This is a genomic window from Roseomonas acroporae (assembly GCF_023223525.1).
Lineage (GTDB): Bacteria > Pseudomonadota > Alphaproteobacteria > Acetobacterales > Acetobacteraceae > Roseomonas_E > Roseomonas_E acroporae.
This window is the reverse complement of the sequence record NZ_JALPRX010000089.1, coordinates 43,271-64,882: the sequence shown is the minus strand read 5'-3', so window position 1 is coordinate 64,882 and position 21,612 is coordinate 43,271. Positions and strand designations below refer to the sequence as shown.

The following is a 21,612-nucleotide window of genomic DNA, read 5'->3' as shown; positions in this document are numbered from 1 at the left end:
CCGACAGCCCGGCCCCCGCGCCGCGGGGGAGACGCCCGGAGCCGCACAACAGAGGCGCACAGGTTCTGGACTGAAAACCTTCGGAGTTTCTGAGGGCACTAGGCATGCCGCCCGCGACGGCGACCTCGGTCGCTACGCCCGCGCGATAGGCAGCTCATCGAGGCGGGTGGTGTAGCGCGGCGAGCGATGGGCGGCCCGCTGCGCCCAGGCGCGCTCGACCCCCGCCGCGGCCGGGAACACGGTGCCGCGGCCGAAGCGCACGTTGAGCCGGTCCACCGCCGCCATCAGGCGCTCCGACCCGGAGCGCGGCGCATCGAACAGTGTCCGCGGCGCCGCCTCGGGCGGGCAGAGATCCTCCAGCACCACCCCGGCCTTGGCGTAGGCGAAGCCGTCGCGCCACGCCGCCGCGAGGCACCGGCCGGCGGCGGCCACCAGGTCGCGGGTGTCGGCGGTCATCGGCACCAGGCCCGTCGCCCGCGCCGCGTGGTGCTGCGGCCCCGGGCGGTGCGGCGCGGTGTGGGCGAAGGCGGAGAGCCGCCCCGCCACCAGCCCGTGCGCGCGCAGCTTCTCCGCCGCTCGGGTGGCGTGGGCGGCGACCGCCTCCAGCGCCTCCGCCAGCGCCGTGACTGGCCGCCCGAAGCTCCGCGTCACCGCAAGCCCCTTCCGCGGCGGCGCGACCAGGTCGAGGTCCAGGCAGGCGAGGCCGCGCAGCTCCCACACCAGGCGCTCCAGCACCACCGTCCCGAGCGCCCGCGCCTGCTTCGGATCGAGGTCGCGCAGCTCGGCGGCGGTGGTGATGCCGAGCGCCGCCAGCTTCGCCGCGGTGGCCGGGCCGACGCCCCAGACCTTCGCGGCGGGGAAGGGGGCGAGCACCGCCGCGCGCGCCTGCGGCTCCGTCAGGTCGCACACGCCGCCGAGGGCCGGGTCCGCCTTGGCGGCGGCGTTGGCGAGCTTGGCGAGCGTCTTACTCGGGCCCACGCCCACGCAGGTCGGGATGCCCGTCCAGCGCAGCACCGTCGCGCGCAGGTCCTGGCAGAGCGGCCGCAGGTCACGCCCGGCGACGCCCGCCAGGTCGAGGAAGGTCTCGTCGATGCTGTAGGCCTCCGCCGCTGGCGAGAAGCCCGCGAGCACCGCGTTCACCCGCGCCGACATGCTGCCGTAAAGGGCGTAGTTGGAGCTGAGCACGCGCACGCGGTGGCGCCGGATCAGGTCGCGGACCTGGAAGGCGGGCGTGCCCATCCGCACCCCGAGCGCCTTCAGTTCCTCGCTGCGGGCGATGAAGCAGCCGTCGTTGTTGGAGAGCACGCCGACCGGCACGCCGCGCAGGCGGGGGTCGAACACCCGCTCGCAGGAGACGTAGAAGTTGTTGCAGTCGATCAGGGCCAGGGCGGCGCGGGGTGCCTCGGTCATGCGCGTCAGGCCGTCTTGCGCACCACGCCGACCACGACGCCCCAGATTTCGGCCGGCAGCTCCTCGCCGATGACGAATTCCGGGAAGGCCGGGTTCTCGGCCAGCAGCACGGCGCGGCCGTCGCGCAGCACCCGCAGCCGCTTGATCGTCATCTCGCCGTGGCAGACCGCGACGACGACGTGGCCGGGCCGCGGCTCCAGGCTGCGGTCCACCACCACGAGGTCGCCATCGAGGATGCCGGCGCCGACCATGCTCTCGCCCGCGACCCGCATGAGGAAGGTCGCCGCCGGCCGCTCGATCAGGTAGCGGCCGAGGTCGATCTCGCCCTCAAGGTAGTCGTCAGCCGGTGACGGAAAGCCGGCCGCCACGCGGCGGCCGAGGAGGGGGAGGGGGAGCGCGGCCGGATCGAGGGGGACGGGGTGGACCTGCATGCTGCCGAATCGCCCATGTTCGCTGAATGTTCCGCAACACTCGCGATTTGTCGCGCCCGGCGTCAATGGCGCCAGTGGCGCGCGGCACCGCCGACGGCGGAAGGCTCGGCGGACCGGAGGCGCCGCCCGCCCTCGCGTGTGCAAAGGCCTGGGTCGGCGCGCGGGGCCTGCGCTATCCTGTGCGCATGACCGACGAGGCCGACGCGGCGCCCGCGGTGCGCCGCCCCTGGGACCTGCATCCGGCGCTCACCGAGGAGCGCCTGGCCATCTGCGCGCGCCTTCTCGCGCGCGGGCGGGCCGACGCGCTCGCCATGGCCGATCCCTGGGCCGGCGACGACGCCTGGAGCATCGGCTGCCGCGCCTACTCTTTCAGCCGCAACCGCCTGCGCCGCGCAGCCGAGGCGGGGCGCTATTCCTGGCTCGGCGTGCTCGACGAGACGCACCACTTCGTCTTCCTGATCGAGGGCGTGCCGGTGCGCTTCTACCGCGGCGATGCGGCGGAGCCGACCAAGCGCACGCTGCGGCGGCAGGAGAGCGAGGCGCAGCAGCTCGCCCTGGCGCTCGGCGACGCGGATCGGGCGGAGGGCCTGATGTTCCGCCTCGCGGTGGAGACGGACGAAACGGGCGAGGTGACGCGCGTGGTGTTCCTGGCGCTGCGCGGTGAGGAGGGTCAGGTCGAGTGTTTCTGGCCCGTGCCCGCCCTGGCGGACGAGCCGGCGCCGAAGGGGCGGCGCAACAGCGCCCCCGCGATGCAGCTCCCGCTCTCGGCGGCAGCGAAGGCACCGCCCCGGCTCCGGCCCGCGCCGCCGAAGGCGCTCGCAGACCGTCTGCCCCCGGCCTGACCGGGCCGGCTTGCCCAACCCTCTATCGCAACGGGCACTGCCGGCCGACAGGGCACGGCGGGGCTTCCGGGCGCCATCATTGCTGCCTATATGTTAGCAATGACTGCATCCGCAGCAGGAGGACGCCCGTGGCGACCCTGACCGTCCGCAACCTCGATGACGACCTTGTCCGGGCGCTCCGGATTCGGGCCGCCGAGCACGGGCGCAGCGCCGAGGCGGAGCACCGGGAGATCCTGCGCCAGGTGCTGACCGGCGGCCGTCAGCCCTCGCCGCGCACGGCCGCCGCGGAGCGCTTGGCGGAGTTCCGGCGCCGAACCGCCGGTCGCGGGTCGGCCACCGCCGCCGAGCTCCTTCGGGAAAGCCGGGAGGGCAGGGCAGGGGACCTCACCGGCACCTCGGGCGCCTGACGAGTGGCGCTGGTCGTTGATGCCTCGGTCGCCCTGAAGTGGGTGCTCGAAGAACCGGACAGCCACCTCGCCCAGGAGCTCGCCGAGGGCGAGGAGGAGCTCCTGGTGCCGGACTTCTGGCTCAACGAGGCGACCAACATCTGCTGGCTCCAGGTTCGCAAGGGCAAGTGGTCGCCGGACGAGGCGCGAGAGGCGCTCGAACTCCTGCGCGCTCAGGTGCCGCCAACGCCGACCGGCGACCTCGCCCTGCACGACGTGGCGCTCGACATCGGCCTGGCCGTCAACCACTCGACCTACGACACCCTGTACGTGGCCTTCGCCGTGGCCATGGGGGCCCGGGGCGTCGTGGCCGCGGACGGGCCCTTCGTCGCCGCCATGCGGCGCCACCCGGACCCGACGCTGGCGGCAATGCTCATTCCGCTCTCGGATTGCGGAAGGAAACGGGGGCTCGCATGACCGAAGACGAGATCGCGGCCATCCGGACCCGCACCGCTCGCCCCTGGTGGGCGCGGACCTCGACCTCTCCGCGAGGAGACGCCCGGGCACGCGCGAGCGGTGGGGTTGGACGGGGAGAAGAGGCTTCACCAGGATCCGACAGCACGGAGCCGGAGGAAGCTGGATGGAAGCCTCCTTGGGGGAGAAAGGGGGCAAAGCCCCTCGGCCCCGCTCTACGCCGCATCTGCGGCGGTAAGCGCGTCAGCGGGCGTCACCCGCATGGACCGAGCCGCAAGGCAGGTCGGGGCGCGCAGCGCCTAGCACGCGGCCCCGGAGAGGAGACGGCCATGACACGGGATCTGCCCCCTTCCGACGAAATCGGCGAGTCCCGGACCACACCGGACTAAATCAGGCCAAACCAGCTTTACTAAACCCTCCGCGAGTGGAATAATCCCGTCCCTCCTCTACGTCCGGAGAAGGGGCGGCTCATGGCTGATCGCTGGATGTCCGTCGAGGAAATGGCCGCCTATCTGGGTGTCAGTAAAGACACGATCTACGGCTGGATAACGAAAAGAGACATGCCTGCCCACAAGGTTGGAAGGCTTTGGAAGTTCAAGTCGGACGAAGTCGATTCATGGGTGAGAGCCGGAAGAGCATCGGACGAGGGCAGTGAACATGCCATGAGCGATGTGCGGGGAACGGGAAGGCGCGCCACGAGGGCGAAGAAATGAGCGAAGTGGCGTGCATCGACCTGTTCTGTGGCGCTGGCGGCCTGACACACGGCCTGACCCGAGCCGGCATCCCGGTCGTCGCAGGGATCGATGTCGATACTGCCTGCCGGTATCCGTTCGAGACCAACAATGGTGCGCGCTTCATTCCAAAGGACATCAAGAGCGTAACGCCGTCGGAGCTGAGGAAGCTGTATGGCGGCGCCGAAATTCGGATTTTGGCCGGTTGCGCGCCGTGCCAACCATTCTCGACCTACTCCCAACGCTACGACACGTTGAAGAGTCCACGCTGGCCCCTGCTGTACCAGTTCGCCCGCCTCATCAAATCCGTCCGGCCGGATATCGTGACCATGGAGAACGTTCCTCTGGTCGAGAAGCATGCCGTTTTCGACGACTTCGTCGCCACCCTGCGCCGGCTCGGCTACGAGGTCTGGCAAGACGTCGTCGATTGCACCCAATACGGTTTGCCGCAGACCAGGCGGCGCATGGTCATACTGGCGAGCGCGATCGGCCCCATCGAGTTGATCGCGCCGACGCACGAGAAACCGCGGACCGTCAAAGACGCGATCGGGAAACTGCCCGCCATCGAAGCCGGAAGCGCTCATGAAGATGACGCCTTCCATGTGTCGTCCAAGCTTTCGGAGCTGAACCTAGAGCGCATCCGCGCCTCTCGCCCCGGCGGGACGTGGCGCGACTGGCCCAAACGGCTGGTCGCGGAATGCCATCGCAAAGAGACTGGCCGCACCTATCCCGGCGTTTACGGGCGCATGACCTGGGAAGACCCGGCTCCGACGATCACGACGCAGTTCTATGGTTTCGGCAACGGCCGCTTCGGGCATCCCGAGCAGGATCGGGCGATCTCATTGCGGGAAGGAGCCATCCTGCAAGGGTTCCCGAAGGACTATGCCTTCGTACCAGAGGGCGGTCCCACCCATTTCAAGGTTCTCGGCCGAATGATCGGCAATGCGGTCCCGGTCGTCCTCGGCGAGGTCATCGGGAAAAGCATCGCGGCGCACCTCGGCATCAAGACCAAGCGAAAAGGCCAGAAGAAGGGAGGCATCGCGGATGTCGCACTTAAGCCCCTCGTCGCATGAGGCGAGCGTCCGCATGGCTCGGGTGCGGCAGAAGGGCACCAACGCCGAACTTTCCCTACGCAAGGAGCTGCACGCCAGAGGGCTGCGCTATCGCTTGCAGGTCCCATTGCTGAGCAAGCCGCGCCGGGTCGCCGATATCGTTTTTCCCGGCGCCAGAGTCGCCATCTTCGTCGATGGTTGCTTTTGGCATGGCTGCCCGGAACACGCTTCTTGGCCGAAGAGCAATGCGCAGTTCTGGCGCGAAAAGATCGAAACCAACCGTGCCAGGGACGCCGACACCGATCGGCGCCTCCAGGCTTTGGGTTGGCGGGTCGTCCGCATTTGGGCACACGAAAGCGCCGGTGAAGCGGCTCAACGCATCGCCGACCTCGTGCGGACCGGGGAGAGGCGTCGGTGATCGTCGGACGAGCCGGCAGCGCAGCGGCGCAGATAGCACATCACACGATCCCAGAGCCCGGTCAGTTGGTGGAAGCTCGCCGGCGTCAGTGGATCGTTTCCGAGGTGGACGACGGCTCGATCGCACCCGGTCTCCCCAAGCATCACCTCGTTCGATTGGCTTCGATCGACGAGGATGCCCTCGGTGAGGAAATCGAGGTTCTGTGGGAACTGGAGCCAGGTGCCCATGTCATTGAGCGTGCCGGCTTGCCGCGCATCACGGGCTTGGACGATCCCGACACGCTGCAAGCATTTCTAGATGCCGTCCGATGGGGAGCGGCCACCAACGCGGACAGAGCCTACCTGCAAGCCCCCTTCCGCAGCGGCGTCAGCATCGAGGATTTCCAGCTCGACCCACTGGTGCGAGCGATCGACATGGCTCGAACCAGCCTGCTCATCGCCGATGACGTCGGCCTCGGTAAGACGATCGAAGCCGGCCTCGTGGTCCAGGAGATGCTTCTACGTCACCGCGCGCGTACCGTGCTGGTGCTGTGCCCGGCGTCACTGCAAGAAAAGTGGCGCACCGAAATGCAGGAGAAATTCGGCCTCGATTTTCGGATCGTGGATGCCGAGTTCGTCAGACATCTGCGTCGCGAGCGAGGGCTGCACGCCAACCCGTGGACCTCGTTCCCTCTCCTGATCACCTCGATGGATTGGGCGAAGCAGGGTGAAGGCCTGCGCCTATTCCGAGATGCATTGCCCCCTACGGTGACGCATCCCCGCAAGTTCGATCTGCTGGTGATCGACGAAGCCCACAACGTCGCGCCGACGGTCGGGCACTATGCTGTCGAGAGCCTCCGGACACGGCTGGTCCGTCTTCTCGCGCCGCACTTCCAGCATAAGCTGTTCCTGACCGCCACGCCTCACGACGGCTACACGGAATCGTTCACCGCGCTCCTCGAACTCCTGGACGATCAACGCTTCGCCAGGAACGTCCTACCGAGCGAATCGCAGCGCGCCCGGGTCATGGTGCGGCGGCTGAAGAGCGACCTGGTCGATGCGAATGGCAACCGAATCTATCCGGTACGGCGCCTCGAAGCCCTCCCCGTGAGGTATGCCGAGGACGAACGTGAAATCCGTCGCCTGCTCGGAGACTACATATCCAGCCGAGAGCGCAGCGAAAAGGGCACGCGAGCCGTCGATCGCTTCGTCCATCAATTGCTACGCAAGCGCCTGTCGTCGTCACCCGCGGCTTTCGCGACGACGCTGGAAAGGCACGTAGCGACCATTGAGGGGCGCGCCTTGGCCGGGCAAGGCCAACGAAAGCTGGACGAGCGCATCCTCCGGCGAGCCATCTCGAAGGCGGAGGAAGACTACGCCGACGACACGCAACGCGAGATGGCGGAAGACGAGGCGATCGGCGAAGCCAGCAAACACGTCCGACCGCCCGACGAAAAAGAATGGCTAATGCTCCAACGTCTGCGGTCTTGGGCCCAGCAAGCGTCGCGCAAAGAAGATTCCAAGGCCCGCGCCATACTGGAGTGGCTCGCCAGGCATCTCCAGGTCGATGGCCAGTGGACGGACGAGCGGGTCATACTCTTCACGGAATACCGGACGACGCAGCAGTGGATGCAACAGATCCTCGCGGCTCACGGCTTCGGCGGCGACCGGCTGGCGTTGATCTACGGCGGGATGGATCACGACGAGCGCGAAGCCGTGAAGGCGGCGTTCCAGGCCAGCCCGAACGAATCTCCCGTCAGAATCCTCCTGGCGACCGATGCCGCCTCGGAAGGCATCGACCTTCAGAACCACTGCCACCTGATGGTCCATCTGGAGATCCCCTACAATCCCAATGTGATGGAGCAGCGGAACGGACGCATCGACCGGCACGGCCAGCGCTCCAGAGAGGTGGTCATCTGGCATCCGGTCGACGACGAGGGAAGCCATGGCGAAGATATCCTGCGTGCCCTCCGGAAGCTCGACGCCATGCGGGCCGACATGGGCAGCGTCAACCCGGTCATCGCCCCCCAGTTACCGGACCTGATCGAGGGACGTCGGCGCGATCTGGATACCCGGCTGGCCGAAGCTCGCCTGGAAAAGTCCCGCCGCTTCGTCAGAGCGGAGCGCGATCTCCGGGAACGCATCACAAAGCTGCACGAACGCCTCGCCGAGACCAAGCGAGAGCAGAATCTCGCTCCCGACCACATCGAAAGGGCGGTGAGGACGGCTCTGCGCCTTTCGGACAAACCGGACCTTGAGCCCGTTTCCCTCCCGGGAGCTCCCGATGGGACCGTCTTCAGAATGCCGGCGCTATCGGGTTCATGGACGCGATGCCTCGAAGGTCTCGAGCATCCCTATACGAAGAAGGTCCGCCCGATCACCTTCGACCACGACGTGGCGAAGGGGCGCGACGACGTCGTCCTGGTGCATCTCAATCACCGCCTCGTTCAGATGAGTCTGCGCCTGCTTCGAGCCGAAATCTGGGCGCGGGACGACGTGAAGAAGATCCATCGTGTCACCGCCCGATCGCTTCCCGACGACCGCCTGCAAGCTCCGACGGTCGCCGTCGTTTCTCGCTTGGTGATCACGGGCGGAAGCCACCATCGCCTGCACGAGGAGCTCACCGAGGCTGGCGGTTATCTGCGCGATGCCGGGTTTCGTCGCGAGGAACGGGTCACCGACGTACGTCGATGGCTACAGGACTCCAAGCCAGCCGTGCTGCCAGACACGACCTTCGCGGCGCTGCGGACCCGCTTCGAGAAACAGCGCGATTCCGTACTGGCGGCGGTAGAGGCGCGCTCCAAGGATCGCCTGCGCTTTCTGTCGAACTCGATCGACACCCGCCGGGAAAGTGAGAGCGACGACATCCGACAGGTCCTTGATGATCTCGACAGGGCGTTGCGGGCCGAACTCGCCGCCGAACGTGAGCCGCAACAGCTCTCGCTCTTCTCCGAAGACGAGCGCACCCAGCTCCGACGTGACCGAGCGGCTCTGGAGGCGCGTCTCGCCCGCATCCCGCTCGAACGGGAACAAGAGGTGCGCGCGATCGAGAACAGATATTCCAACATCCGCGATCACACGTTTCCCGTGGCCGTGATACTGCTCGTGCCCGACTCCCTAACGAGGGAGCGGAAGCGATGAGCGCCAACCACGATTGGCTCGACCTCATCGAGGTGTCGGGTCCGTTCCTCGCGGTGCCCGTGCTGAGAGAGGTGCTTCCACAGGGTCTGGAGGCCCTTACGTCGGGTCGCCCTCGACGGCTCCGCGCTGCCTACGACGAGTGGCGTGACGCCGTTGATGCGGACGATCCCGATCTGCCCGCGATCCACTCGGCGTGGATCGACGAGGTCCTGCAGAGTGCCTTGGATGTGGACGACCAGGTTCTGCGCAGGGCAGCCTCTTTGCCAGAGCGGCTGAAGGCCTCACTGCCCGAGCACGGCGTAACGATCGCGCCCGACCTGGCCATCGTCAATCCGACCCAGGGCGATGCCCCGCTGTTGCTCATCCAAATCTACGACCCCGATGCCGATCTCGATGCCACCCGAAACTATGACGGGCTGGCCACAACCTCGGGTGACTGGATGGTGTCGCTGCTTCGAGCGACCGGATGCCCGCTCGGTCTCGTGACGAATGGCGAGCGCTGGATGCTCGTTCATGCCCCGGCGGGAGCGGTCGCGAGCTTCGCCAATTGGTACGCCCGTCTCTGGGGGCAGGAGGCCGAGACACTTCGTGCGTTCGTCAGCCTGCTCGGGATCCGTCGCTTCTTCGGCCCGGAAGCCGAAAGGCTGCCGGCACTGTTCGAGCGATCGCTGAAGCACCAGGACGATGTAACCGACGCGCTCGGTGAACAGGTCCGCCGTGCGGTGGAGGTGCTGGTCCAATCCCTCGACCGCGCCGACCAGGACCGCAACCGGGATCTGTTGCACGACGTCGACCCGAAGGAACTCTACGAAGCCGGCCTCACGGTAATGATGAGGCTCGTCTTCCTCCTCGCGGCGGAAGAGCGCGGCCTGCTCCTTCTCGGCGACCCTCGGTACGACGCGTTCTACGCGCTCTCCAGCCTGCGCATGCAGTTGCGCGCCGACAACGAGGAGATACTCGAACGCCGGCGCTCGGCGTGGTCCCGGTTGCTCGCGCTGTTCCGCGGCGTCTACGGCGGCATCGATCATCCATTGCTTCGGCTTCCGGCGATGGGCGGATCGCTCTTCGACCCGGACCGCTACCCCTTCCTCGAAGGGCGCAAGAAGGGAACGAGTTGGCGGAGCGACCCGGCGGAGCCCCTGCCGATCGACGACCGCACGGTCCTCCTCCTGCTGGAAGCGATCCAGACCTTCGAAGGGCGCACGCTGTCCTATCGCGCGCTCGACGTGGAACAGATCGGCCACGTCTATGAAGGCCTTCTTGAGCGCACGGTCCAGCGCATTGATGATGTGACGCTCGAACTCGAAGGATCGGCCAAGGCAAAGAATGCGCGCGTGGCGCTCGGTGAAATCGAGTCGGCACGTCTCGACGGCACCGCGAGGGTCGTCGAGCTCCTGAAAGAACGGAGCGAGCGCTCCGAGCCCGCCATTCGTAACGCCATCGGGCAAGCGCCAGACGAACGCCTAGCGGCGCGGCTGCTCACCGTGTGCCGCGGCGACGTCGCCCTACGTGACTGCATCCTGCCCTACGCTGAACTCTTGCGGACGGACCCCTGGGGATACCCTCTGGTCCATCACTCCGGCGCTTTCGTCGTCGTCCTCGGCGCCGATCGGCGTGAGAGCGGAACGCACTACACACCCAAGAGCCTGACCGAAAAGATCGTCAAGGAAACGCTAACCCCGGTCGTCTATCGCGGCCCAGCCGAGGGCAAGGCGCCCGAGGATTGGGAACTCAAGAGCGCCGACGAACTCCTCGACCTCAAAATCTGCGACCCAGCGATGGGATCGGGCGCGTTCCTCGTGCAGGCCTGCCGCTGGCTCGCCGACCGGCTGGTGGAGGCTTGGTCCACCGAGGAGGCAGCAGGACGCCGAATAGACGACGAAGGCCGCATCCACGCTGCCGATGACGGCATGGCATTCGAGCTGCTGTCGCGCCATACCGAGGAACGGGCGATCCTGGCGCGTCGCCTGATCGCAGAGCGCTGCCTCTACGGCGTCGACAAGAATCCGCTCGCGGTAGAACTCGCCAAGCTGTCGCTCTGGCTGACCACCCTCGCCAAGGGCCGCCCCTTCGGTTTTCTCGACCACAACTTCCGGAGTGGCGACAGTCTTCTGGGCATTCACAATCTCGATCAGCTCATTGAATTGGATCTGAACCCAACGGGTAACGCTCAGCTTCGTCTGTTCGGCAGGACCATCCGATCGGCTGTCGACAAGGCGCTCGAACTTCGCAGCCAACTCCGCTCCATCCCCATTCGCGACATGGGCGATGTCGAAGCGATGGCCGCCCTCGACGCCAAATCACGCAATGAACTCGCGCTGCCGGAGCTGATCGCGGATGCCCTCGTCGGAATCGCCCTCACCGAGGACCGCGCCAGTGAGCGAACCGCGAGAATTAACACGCTGGCCGCCATCGCCGATGGAGCCGCCAGGGGCAACGCGGATGCTCGGGGTCGACTGGTGCGGGATGCGGCGTCCGATCTCACGAGCGATGCTCCCGACGGTGCTGCCCGACGGCCGCTTCATTGGCCACTTGAGTTTCCTGAAGTCTTTTTGCGAAACAATGGAGGCTTCGATGCCTTCGTCGGCAATCCTCCATTCTTGGGAGGGCAGCGGATCACCGGTGTGACTGGTACTCTCTATCGGAACTGGCTGGTCGACCAAATTGCCGAAGGTCGCCGTGGATCCGCCGACCTCGTGGCTTACTTCTTCTTGCGTGCCTATTCGTTATTGCGAAACGGCGGTGGCTTTGGACTACTAGCAGTCAACACCATCGCAGAAGGCGACACGCGGCAGGTCGGCTTAGAGGCCATGGTCGGCAAGGGTGCCGTCATCCACGCTGCCTACCCGAACGAGCCTTGGCCCGGAAAGGCGGCGGTCGTCACCAGTCGAGTGCATGTCCACAAGGGCAAGTGGCAGGGCGCCCGATCGTTGCTCGGGCGGTCGGCTTCGTTCATATCGGCTTTTTTGTCCGATCATGAGGAATGGAGTCCGAAGCGGCTCAAAGCCAACGAGGGCATTACCTATCAAGGCTCAATCGTGCTTGGCATGGGCTTCGTGCTTTCTCCTGACGAAGCGCGTCGAATGCTGGATGCCGACCCGAAGAATGCCGAGGTGATCTTTCCTTACCTTGACGGAGACGACCTGAAATCAATTCCAGAGCAACGGGCAACTCGATGGGTGATCAGTTTCTGGGACTGGTCCGACGACCGCGCACAGGAATACGAACTGCCCTGGCAGCGCATCAAAGATCGAGTCAGACCGGAACGTCAGCGTCTCAACGAGCGAGGTGAGTTCGTTCTTCGGAAGCCGTTGCCCCAGCGGTGGTGGCAGTTCGCTGAAAAGCGTCCGGGCCTCTATCATGCGATAGGGCGTGGCCACCATTTCGAACAGCACCCTGACGGCTGGAATCCGCAATCCCGTCCGCTCGAACACATCCTCGTGGCGGGGCGCGTCGGGAAATATTTCAATCCGTCGGTAGTAACAAACGACGTCATCTTCCACGAGAAGTGTGTCGTTTTCGCTGTGACAGAGGCCTACGCTTACGCGGCAATCTTCAATTCATCCCCGGTCGACGCTTGGGTTTGGAAACAGTCTTCCCGGATGAAGCTCGACCTGAATTTCTCGCCGTCCGACGCAGTCGAGACTTTTCCCTTTTTGGAATCCGCCGACATTCTTCGCTTCGACCAGCTTGGTCGTGAATACCTGCAATCGCGCCACGGGGTGATGACCGATCCCGCCAACCCGATCGGCCTCACGAAGCTCTACAACCGTTTCCATAATGCGAGTGACAGCGATCGGCGCATTGAGCGCCTTCGCGAACAGCACTGCGAGATTGATGCGGCAGTCATGTCTGCCTACGGATGGGACGACATAGACCTCGGGCATGGCTATCACGAGCTGTCGAACCTGGCTGAGAATGACCGCGTCAGGTTCACTATCTCCAATGCCGCGCGTGCGGAGGTGCTACGTCGATTTACCGAGTTGAACCGACGGCGCTACCAAGAAGAAATTGACCGAGGTCTGCACAAAGCTCCAAAGAATTCTGTGTCTGGCAGAAAGCGTGCTAAGGCCTCCGCGGCCAACCTCTTCGATGTCGGGATGTCCGAGCCGGAGAGCGTCGATGTCTGACACCTACAAGATGACGGTCGACCTCAACGTCCTCGACCACCTTGGGATCAACCTCTACAGCAACATCGCAGCGGTCCTGACCGAAGCCGTCGCCAACGCCTGGGATGCGGACGCCGAGAAGGTAGATATCCGGATCGACCCGGACGGCAAGTGGATCGAGATCACCGACGATGGCGTCGGCATGTCGGTCGCCGACATGAACGATAAGTACCTGCGCGTCGGCTATCGGCGCCGCGAAGAGGCCGACGGTCGCGTGACGCCCAAGGGCCGGCCGGTGATGGGCAGGAAGGGGCTGGGCAAGCTCTCGCTCTTCTCGATCGCCGACACCATTGAAGTGCATTCGGCGAAGGACGGCGGAGCTCACGGCCTGCGGATGACGGTCGCGGGCATCCACGAATCTGTCCGGGAGCAGAAGCCCTTCTACAGCCCCGAACCGCTCGCCCAAGAAGAGATCACCGTCTCGAAGGGGACGAAGATCATCCTTAAGGACGTCAAGCGCCAGCGTCTCGGGCCGGGAGCAGTGGCGCTCCGCAAGCGTCTGGCGAGGCGGTTCTCGGTAGTGGGGGAAGCCCATGGTTTCAGGGTCGAGATCGACGGCCAGCCGATCACGGCCGCCGACCGCGGCGATCTCGCCATGGTTCAGTTCCTTTGGACGTTCGGGAGCGAAGAACCCGATCTGACGGCCTCCTCCCAGCTCAAGGAAAAGGAAGCCCTTTCCGACCGCTTCGACGCTTGGGATGCGACATGGCGCGTGAAAGGCTGGATCGGCACGGCCAGAAAGCCGAAGGACCTGGAGAGCACCGAAGCTGGCAACATGAACGGCATCGTCGTGTTCGCTCGCGGGCGACTATTCCACGAGAACATCCTCGACAAGCTGAACGATGCCAGGATCTACACGAAATATCTCACGGGCCAGATCGAAGCTGATTTCCTCGACGTAGATGACAAGCCCGATATCGCCACAAGCGACCGTCAGCGCGTGCAGGAGGATGACGAGCGATATCAGCAGCTCATCTCGTTCCTGCGATCGCGGCTCAATCAGGTCGAGAGCCGCTGGAACGAGTGGCGGCGGAAGCATGAGATCGAAAAGGCGAAGGAGTCCTCGCCTGCCCTTGCGGAATGGCTCAATGGACTGCCGAAAGGCTTTCGCAAGAGCGCCGAAGAGTTGATCGCGAAGCTCAGCGCCCTGCCGATCGACGAGGAAGATGATCGCAGGGTTCTATACCGCCACGGCATACTCGCGTTCGAGCGCATGAAGCTCCGCGGATCGACGGAGGATTTCATCGCGAGCATCGCCAGCGTGGACAAGCTGCTCACCCTACTCGCGGATCGTGATTCCCTCGAAGCCTCTCTGTACCGCGACATCGTCCGATCACGCCTCGCCGCGATTCAAGAGTTCCAGAAGATCGTCGATGAGGACGCAAAAGAGAAGGTCCTCCAGAAATACCTCTTCGATCATCTCTGGTTGCTGGATCCCGCCTGGGAGCGTGCCTCCGGAAGTGAACTCATGGAAAAGCGCCTGGTCTCGGAAGGCGTCATCATCGAGGACTTCAGCGAGAAAGAGAGGCTAGGCCGGATCGACATCGCTTATCGCACCTACGCCGGAAAGCACATCATTGTCGAGCTCAAGAAAGCCGGCCGGCAGATGAAGCTCCTTGAGTTGCAGGAACAAGGGCAGCTCTATGTGGATACCCTGCGGCGGATATTGCAACAGCAAGGTACCCCATTACCGAACATCGAGGTCGTGTTCGTTCTCGGCAAGTCGATTGAGGAAGAGAAGACGAATCCGGATCGGCTCAAATCATCCATGACGGCGATCTCGCCCGGTAGCCGCATCGTCCACTACGATGCCCTCATCCAAGGGGCACAAGAAGCCTACGAGCAGTATCTCAGGGCCAGCAGAGAGCTGGATCGCCTCGAAAAATTGGTGAACCAGATATGATCGATTCCAGTCAGCCGGAGACTGGTGCGACAGCACAGAGCCCGGCCCAGACGGCATGGATGGCCATCGACGCGAACGTTCGCGACGCGCAGCACGATTTCGGCTTCTCGTGTGCGGGAGGACCGCATCTATTCGCGGGCATCGCGGAGGGTGACTGGCTGCTTCTCGTCGCTCCTTCGCAGTTGGTCACGCGGATCGGACGGCTCCTGCGCATCCGATCGACGGGGTCCGAGACGTCGTTCTATTTCGACAAGCTCCATGCCGTCGCCTCGCCGGTACCATTGAGCGGATTGGCTCTCACCGCCCCCGCCGGGCCGATCGGCCGTCTCTCCTGGGATGATTTCCTGCGTGCAGCGACGGCGGCCGGGATTTCCGACATCAATGCCGTGCCGCTCATCGAGAACGCCGCCTATGTGCGCGATCTGCTCGAGTTGGCCGTCCGCGACGATCTTCTCGGCCCTGCCGGCGGACCGCACGAGCTGATCAAGGACATGAGCGTTCGCGACCGTTACCTTGTCGGGAAACTCGCACCTCGGCGACCGGACGAAAGAGAGACGGCCCTCGTCGAGCCAGCGGCCGGGGTGGATGAGGTCGGCGACATCGAGGATGAGCGGGCGGCGCCCATCCACGAACCAGGCGCCGAGTTCGCGAGCGCATCCGGCCGGGTGGAGCCCGAGGACGACGCCCTCGACGAGATCGACACCACGAACAATCAATCGCTCGTCCCGTCCAGCATGGGCCTCACCTTCTGTGTCGCGTCGGGCTTGGATTCGCTCGCCCTCGACGTTCGATGGGGACGCTACGAGCGTGTCCCAAACGACGAGCACGACATCGTCAAAACCCGCAAGAACCGAGCGACCGGAAAGGAGGAAGAGACCAAGGTCAAGGTGTGGCAGCGCATCCCGTGCGGCGGGGTCGTCCCCCTGCCACTGAAGGATGGGCCGATGAAGCCCTCGACCCCCGATCGCGACCAGCCCGACGTCAGGCTGCAAGGAACCGTCCGGACCAACGACCAGGGGGAGCGCCTCGTCACCTTGTTCCTGGTGAACGGCCAACTGGAACCTGATGACAACAAAGACCGCGCTTGGCTGTTCCAGCCCGAGATCTCCGTGACCGCGCCGGAAGGCACTGCGGAGAAGTCGATCTTCAGGCGACGCCCTTCCAATGAAATCGTGGTCGACGATCCGGAACGGGATCGCCTCGCCCTGATCTACCGCAATCGACTGGAATTCGCCGTCGGCCACGGCGTGTCGGTCCACGCCGACACGATACCGGGGGACTCTTCGAAGGCTTGGCGCGTCCGAACGGAAATCATCCCTCGCTACGAAGTCGCCGTGACCGAGACTCCGGGTCTCGACCCCCGCGACCGCCCAGCCATGCGCCGGATGGTCGATCAGGGTTGGCTCGACATGGGCCGCCTCGCTGAAATGGAACTGCCGGAGTTGCGGGATGCCTTGTCGTGCTTGGTCGACGACTACGCCGTTTGGATCAAGGAGCAGCAAGCGCGGCTGGAGAGCGAAATCACGGGCTTCGACGATCCGGGACGGGACGTGATCGCCCGCTGCGAAGAAACCCTGCGCCGTCTTCGCGAGGGGATGGACACGCTCTTTTCCGATGGCGCGGCTCTGACGGCCTTTCGCTTCGCCAACAGGTCCATGGCGCTGCAACGCGTGCGGAGCCTCTATGCCCTCAAGCGTAGACGGGGTGAGGCCGCCGATGTAGCGCAGCTCGACATCTCCAGGAACAGATCCTGGCGCCCCTTCCAGTTGGCCTTCCTCTTGCTGTCGGTGCCGTCGCTCGCCGACCCAGCGCATCCCGACCGAACGAAGCCCGTGGAGGCCTTCGCCGACCTGCTGTGGTTCCCGACGGGCGGCGGTAAGACCGAGGCGTATCTCGGCGTGGCCGCCTTCGCCATGGCGATGCGTCGGCTGAAGAACGGCCTCGGCGGGCTCGATGCCTCGCGCGGCCTCGCCGTGATCATGCGATACACGCTGCGCCTGCTCACGTTACAACAGTTCCAGCGAGCGACCGCCCTGTTGTGCGCGATGGAAGTGATCCGTCGCGCGGACGAGAAGACGTGGGGCAGGGAACCCTTCTCACTGGGATTGTGGGTCGGCAACCGGGTGACTCCGGGCCGAACCGAAGACGCTCACCAGGCGATCGAAGCATTGCGCAACGGCGATCGGAACCGGGCAGGTATCGCGTCGCCAGCGCAATTGACGAGCTGTCCCTGGTGCGGCTCAGAGATCTCCGCGGGTCGCGACATCGAGGTCGACAGGATTCTCGGCCGGACCCTCATCCATTGCGGGGATAAGCTGGGCAGTTGCGAATTCTCGCGTGCCGGCTCCAGCGGCCGTGCTCATCCCGGATTGCCGGTGAAGGTGGTCGACGAGGAGATCTATCATCGCCCCCCGACTATGATGATCGCCACCGTCGACAAGTTCGCCATGATGGCTTGGCGGCCGGAAGTGCGAACCCTCTTCGGTCGGGTCGATGAGGAATGCGAACGCCACGGGCTGCTCTGGCCCGGGCACGACTGCGGCACGGGGCACCGGGTGCGCGGTGCTCATCCCGCAGCCAAAGTGAAGCCGGTGCGCACTGTGCGGCCACCCGATCTCATCATCCAGGATGAATTCCACCTCATCAGCGGACCGCTCGGCACCATGGTCGGCCTTTACGAGAGTGCCGTCGACGAGCTGAGCACCTGGTCCCTTGGTGACGCGAAGGTCCGGCCGAAAGTGGTAGCGTCCACCGCGACCGTGCGGCGCGCCGAGGACCAGGTGCGTAACGTGTTCATGCGGCGTATCTCCGTCTTTCCGCCATCCGGCCTCGACGTAGAGGACAACTTCTTTTCGGTTCAACGGTCCATCGAAGAGAAGCCGGGCCGCCGCTACATGGGCATATGCGCGCCCGGCAGCTCTCGCCCGGCCGTGCTGATCCGGACGTACACGGCCTTCCTCACCGCAGCGCAAGCGCTCTTCGATCGCTTCGGCCCGGTCGCTGACCCCTACATGACGCTGGTCGGCTATTTCAATTCGCTGCGCGAGTTGGGCGGAATGAAGCGCCTCGCCGAGGACGACGTACAGACGCGATCCTTCCGCGTGAACATGAGTCTCGTCGATCGACCGGGATTGTCGCAACGCCGCGTCGACGACGTTCGCGAACTCACCTCCCGCGTTTCCAGCCACGACATCCCACGCTATCTCGATCAGCTCGAAATCCCCTTTAACGGGACGTTCGATCCCGCGACGGGTAAATGGGCAGAGAAGCGGGCTCCGGGTGATCCGCGCCCGATCGACATCGTCCTGGCCACCAACATGCTTTCGGTCGGCGTCGACGTGAACCGCCTCGGCGTGATGGTCGTCAACGGCCAACCGAAAGGAACGGCCGAATACATCCAGGCGACCAGCCGCGTCGGCCGCACGCCGCCAGGCTTGGTCGCCACCGTGCTTACCTGGGCGCGTCCGCGCGACCTCTCACACTACGAGGCGTTCGAGCATTATCACGCGACCTTCTATCAGCACGTCGAAGCCCAGTCGGTGACGCCGTTCTCGCCGCGCGCGTTGGACCGTGGTCTGACGGGAGCGATGCTGTCGATCATGCGCAACACCTATGATCCCTTCGCGCCGAATACGGGCGCGGGTGCGATGAACAGTCCGAGCAGACCGGAGATGACATCGACGATCCGCGCCGTGGCTGAACGGGCTTGGGAGGTCACGGAGGACTCGGCCAAGAAGGCGTTGATCGAACGGGAACTGAAGCATCGAGCGGACGACTGGGCCAAGGAGGCTGGCATGGGAGGCCGCACGCTCGTCTATCAGAAATATGGGGCAGGCCCCACGGCGTATCCGCTCCTGGAAGCCCCGGGTGTGAAGCCCTGGACGGATTGGACCGTCCCGATGTCGATGCGTGAGGTCGAACCCGGCGTAAGGCTGGTGATGGAGGATTCTCGCTCGACGAACGATCCCCCTTGGCGAGCCAGAGTCACCCCGTCGAATGGGGCCGACGCATGAGCAAGACACCCGTAGGGGAAGTCCGCCCAAGCCAACTTCTGTGGACTTACGGTCCCGGCGCGCTGATCGATCTGCCCAATCTCTCGGTCGTCACCATGGGTATCGACCGATGGGAAAAGGATCGATGCCAGCCCATTCAGGAGGCGCGTCTGCTGGCGAACGTCCGAAGCGTTCTCGGACCTCAGGTGGAATCGCTGCGCATGCCGCCGATCGGCGAGCGCGACGTCGTCGATCCATTCTCCCCCGCAGCCCTGGTCGGCGTTCCGGTGAAGCCGTTCCCCAGATGGCTGCGCTGCGTGAAATGTGGGCTGCTATCGCCGTTCGATGCCGGCTTGTTCAAGCTGAAGGAAAACCGGTACCGCCCGGAGTCGACGCGCTTCGTCCATGAAGGCTGCCGCGGTTCGAACAATGATCAGCGGGCCCGTGACGCCGACGCGGTGCCCGCCCGCTTCCTGATGGCCTGCCGTGCCGGACACCTGGATGACTTCCCGTGGCACTGGTTCGTTCATGGAGGTCCCTACGACTGCCGCGGGACGTTGCGGTTCTTCGAAAGCGGCGCCTCGCTTCAAACCGAAAACCTCTGGGTCAAATGCGACGCCTGCGGGGCATCGAAGAACATGGCCCAAGCTTTCGGCCAGGCCGGCAGAGACAATTTGCCCGGGTGTCGCGGGAGGCATCCGCACGTTGACCGTTTCGATGACGATTGCCCGGAAGACCCGCGGGCAATCCTGCTCGGCGCGACCAATGGCTGGTTCCCGGTCACCCTCTCGGTCCTCGCCATCCCCCAAACGGGCACCCCTCTCGCACAGATCGTCGGTGACGGCTGGACCTTCTTCGAGGACGTCTCGTCTGCCGACGAGGTTGGCTTCGTCGTCAAGACGCTCAAGAAAACGGCGCAACTCCCCGGTATCGAGCGGTTCTCCAACGATCAGATTTGGTCGGCCATCGAAGCCCACCGGAGCGGAGGGGCGGATGTCGGCCAAAGCGACCTAAAAGAGCCGGAATGGCAGGTTCTAACGGCGGACGATCCGCCGACCGATTACCCGCATTTCATGAGCAAGAAGGTCGGAGTTCCGAAAGGCTTCGAAACGACGATCACGCGCGTCCTGCTCTTGGAGAGGCTGCGTGAAGTGAACGCATTGCTCGGCTTCACCCGCGTCGAATCCCCGGACGAGGGATCGGGTGACGATGCGGCGCCTCGGGCTCCGCTCGGGCGCTCAGCGCCCGATTGGGTACCGGCGACACAGGTCCACGGCGAGGGCATCTTCATTCGCTTCGATACCGATGCCTTGAACTCATGGGCCGAAGAGGACGCCGTCAAAGACGTCGACGCGCGCTTGCGCACGGGGCATCGCGGATGGCGCCAAAAACGGAATCTCGATCCAAGGGAAGGCTATCCTGGGGTGCGGTACGTACTGCTCCACACCTTGGCGCATATGCTGATCAGAGAGCTGGCCCTCGAATGCGGGTACAACGCCGCCAGCATTCGGGAGCGGATCTACGCAGAAGTCGACGGGGGGAAAGACCAGGCCGGGTTTCTCATCTACACGGCTGCAGCCGATTCGGACGGAACACTCGGGGGTTTGGTCGAATTGGGCAAACCCGAAAATCTCGGGCGGTTGCTTCGCCAGGCCCTGGATCGTGCGCACGTCTGCGCCTCCGATCCGCTGTGCTCGGAGCATGACCCCAGCAAGGACCAATCGCTGCATGGAGCAGCCTGTCATGCTTGCTCCTTCGTGTCCGAAACGTCTTGCGAACGAGGCAATCGGCATCTGGACCGTGCGCTGGTGGTTCCGACACTCGAAAATCCAGATGCCGCATTCTTCCGAGGCTCGTGATGGGGCCACTCCTGGATGCAGCTACGGAACTGGCGGCTTTGCTGCCGCCCTCGAAGGTCGAAGCGATTGCATCGCGGTTGCGGGGCGCTTCGCCGCCGAGGCGGGAACAAGATCTCCAGCAAGTCGTCGGAACACCGGCCGCCCGGGCGGCCCTCGAATCGCTCATCACGGCTTGGCAGAAAACCACGATGTCCGGGGACATCGTCGCCGGAATGCTGATGGGTGCGGCTCATACTCGGCAGCGAATGCAGCGAGACTGCAGCGTCGAGCTCGTCTGGACCGGACCGATGACGCCATTCGTCGCGCCCCGTCGAACTGAACAAGTCCTCTTGGACGTCATCCGGAAGGCGAAGAGGGAACTCTTCATCGTGAGCTTCGTTGCCTATGACGTTCCCTCGGTCATAGCCGCGATCAATTCGGCCACCGATCTAGGAGTCGACACTCGAATTCTCGTCGAAGCCTCCTTGACCCAAGGAGGTAGTTTGCTCGTCGATCCTGTATCGACGATGAGAAACGCCGTTCCTTCAGCTAAATTGTATGTCTGGACCCATCGTCCGCATCCGTTCACCAACGGCCGGGTTCATGCGAAGATGGTTGTCGCCGACGGCGCTATTGCATTTTTGACGAGTGCGAACCTTACCGGACACGCGATCGAAAAGAATATGGAGGCAGGAGTCCTGCTTACCGGCGGCCATATTCCTTCCAGTTTACGCGATCATCTATACGCATTGATTAAGACCAATGTCATTCGTCCAATCTGAAGCGCCGATCGAACGAGCACTCCCATTTCGCCCGCCTAGTTCCACGGCAGAAGCTTGTGCAGCTT

At 64.6% G+C, this 21,612-nt stretch carries 14 protein-coding genes; 12 read left to right on the top strand and 2 right to left on the bottom strand.

Features of this window, described 5'->3' with window-relative positions:
- Positions 1–132: 132 nt before the first annotated feature.
- A complete protein-coding gene (locus tag M0638_RS19650; protein ID WP_248668708.1) occupies positions 133–1,410 on the bottom strand; it encodes a Y-family DNA polymerase in 1,278 nt (425 codons plus the stop codon).
- A 5-nt stretch (positions 1,411–1,415) separates the two neighbouring features.
- Entirely contained in the window at positions 1,416–1,841 is a 426-nt protein-coding gene (locus tag M0638_RS19645; RefSeq protein ID WP_248668707.1) for a LexA family protein, read from the bottom strand.
- A gap of 185 nt (positions 1,842–2,026) precedes the next feature.
- Here M0638_RS19645 and M0638_RS19640 point away from each other — a divergent pair, with 185 nt between their 5' ends.
- The 12 genes from M0638_RS19640 to drmC all read left to right on the top strand — a co-directional run bounded on the left by M0638_RS19640 (position 2,027) and on the right by drmC (position 21,547).
- The gene (locus M0638_RS19640) at positions 2,027–2,683 is read left to right on the top strand and encodes a hypothetical protein (protein ID WP_248668706.1); all 657 of its coding nucleotides are present in this window, start codon (positions 2,027–2,029) and stop codon (positions 2,681–2,683) included.
- 128 nt (positions 2,684–2,811) lie between these two features.
- Positions 2,812–3,090 carry a FitA-like ribbon-helix-helix domain-containing protein gene (locus M0638_RS19635; RefSeq protein ID WP_248668705.1) on the top strand — a complete coding sequence of 93 codons (279 nt, stop codon included), beginning with the start codon at positions 2,812–2,814 and terminating at the stop codon, positions 3,088–3,090.
- Between the two features lie 3 nt (positions 3,091–3,093).
- Positions 3,094–3,546 (top strand): type II toxin-antitoxin system VapC family toxin, encoded by a 453-nt coding sequence (locus M0638_RS19630; protein ID WP_345893052.1) that lies wholly within the window; start codon positions 3,094–3,096, stop codon positions 3,544–3,546.
- A 467-nt stretch (positions 3,547–4,013) separates the two neighbouring features.
- Positions 4,014–4,256 (top strand): methylation-associated defense system helix-turn-helix domain-containing protein MAD1, encoded by a 243-nt coding sequence (gene mads1, locus M0638_RS19625; RefSeq protein ID WP_248668703.1) that lies wholly within the window; start codon positions 4,014–4,016, stop codon positions 4,254–4,256.
- Positions 4,253–5,347 (top strand): DNA cytosine methyltransferase, encoded by a 1,095-nt coding sequence (locus tag M0638_RS19620; protein ID WP_248668702.1) that lies wholly within the window; start codon positions 4,253–4,255, stop codon positions 5,345–5,347. The genes mads1 and M0638_RS19620 overlap by 4 nt, the downstream gene beginning before the upstream one ends.
- Positions 5,319–5,744, top strand: a complete 426-nt coding sequence (locus M0638_RS19615) for a very short patch repair endonuclease (protein WP_282572169.1) — start codon at positions 5,319–5,321, stop codon at positions 5,742–5,744. Before M0638_RS19620 ends, M0638_RS19615 begins: the two co-directional genes overlap by 29 nt.
- On the top strand, positions 5,741–8,863 hold the full coding sequence (gene drmD, locus M0638_RS19610) for a DISARM system SNF2-like helicase DrmD (RefSeq protein ID WP_248668700.1): 3,123 nt from the start codon (positions 5,741–5,743) through the stop codon (positions 8,861–8,863). Before M0638_RS19615 ends, drmD begins: the two co-directional genes overlap by 4 nt.
- A complete protein-coding gene (locus M0638_RS19605) occupies positions 8,860–12,993 on the top strand; it encodes an Eco57I restriction-modification methylase domain-containing protein (protein WP_248668699.1) in 4,134 nt (1,377 codons plus the stop codon). The genes drmD and M0638_RS19605 overlap by 4 nt, the downstream gene beginning before the upstream one ends.
- A complete protein-coding gene (locus M0638_RS19600; protein ID WP_248668698.1) occupies positions 12,986–14,935 on the top strand; it encodes a BbrUII/HgiDII family restriction enzyme in 1,950 nt (649 codons plus the stop codon). Before M0638_RS19605 ends, M0638_RS19600 begins: the two co-directional genes overlap by 8 nt.
- Positions 14,932–18,948 (top strand): DISARM system helicase DrmA, encoded by a 4,017-nt coding sequence (gene drmA, locus M0638_RS19595; protein WP_248668697.1) that lies wholly within the window; start codon positions 14,932–14,934, stop codon positions 18,946–18,948. The genes M0638_RS19600 and drmA overlap by 4 nt, the downstream gene beginning before the upstream one ends.
- Positions 18,945–20,786 (top strand): DUF1998 domain-containing protein, encoded by a 1,842-nt coding sequence (gene drmB, locus M0638_RS19590; RefSeq protein ID WP_248668696.1) that lies wholly within the window; start codon positions 18,945–18,947, stop codon positions 20,784–20,786. Before drmA ends, drmB begins: the two co-directional genes overlap by 4 nt.
- Positions 20,786–21,547, top strand: a complete 762-nt coding sequence (drmC, locus tag M0638_RS19585) for a DISARM system phospholipase D-like protein DrmC (protein WP_248668695.1) — start codon at positions 20,786–20,788, stop codon at positions 21,545–21,547. The genes drmB and drmC overlap by 1 nt, the downstream gene beginning before the upstream one ends.
- The last annotated feature ends 65 nt before the right edge of the window (positions 21,548–21,612 follow it).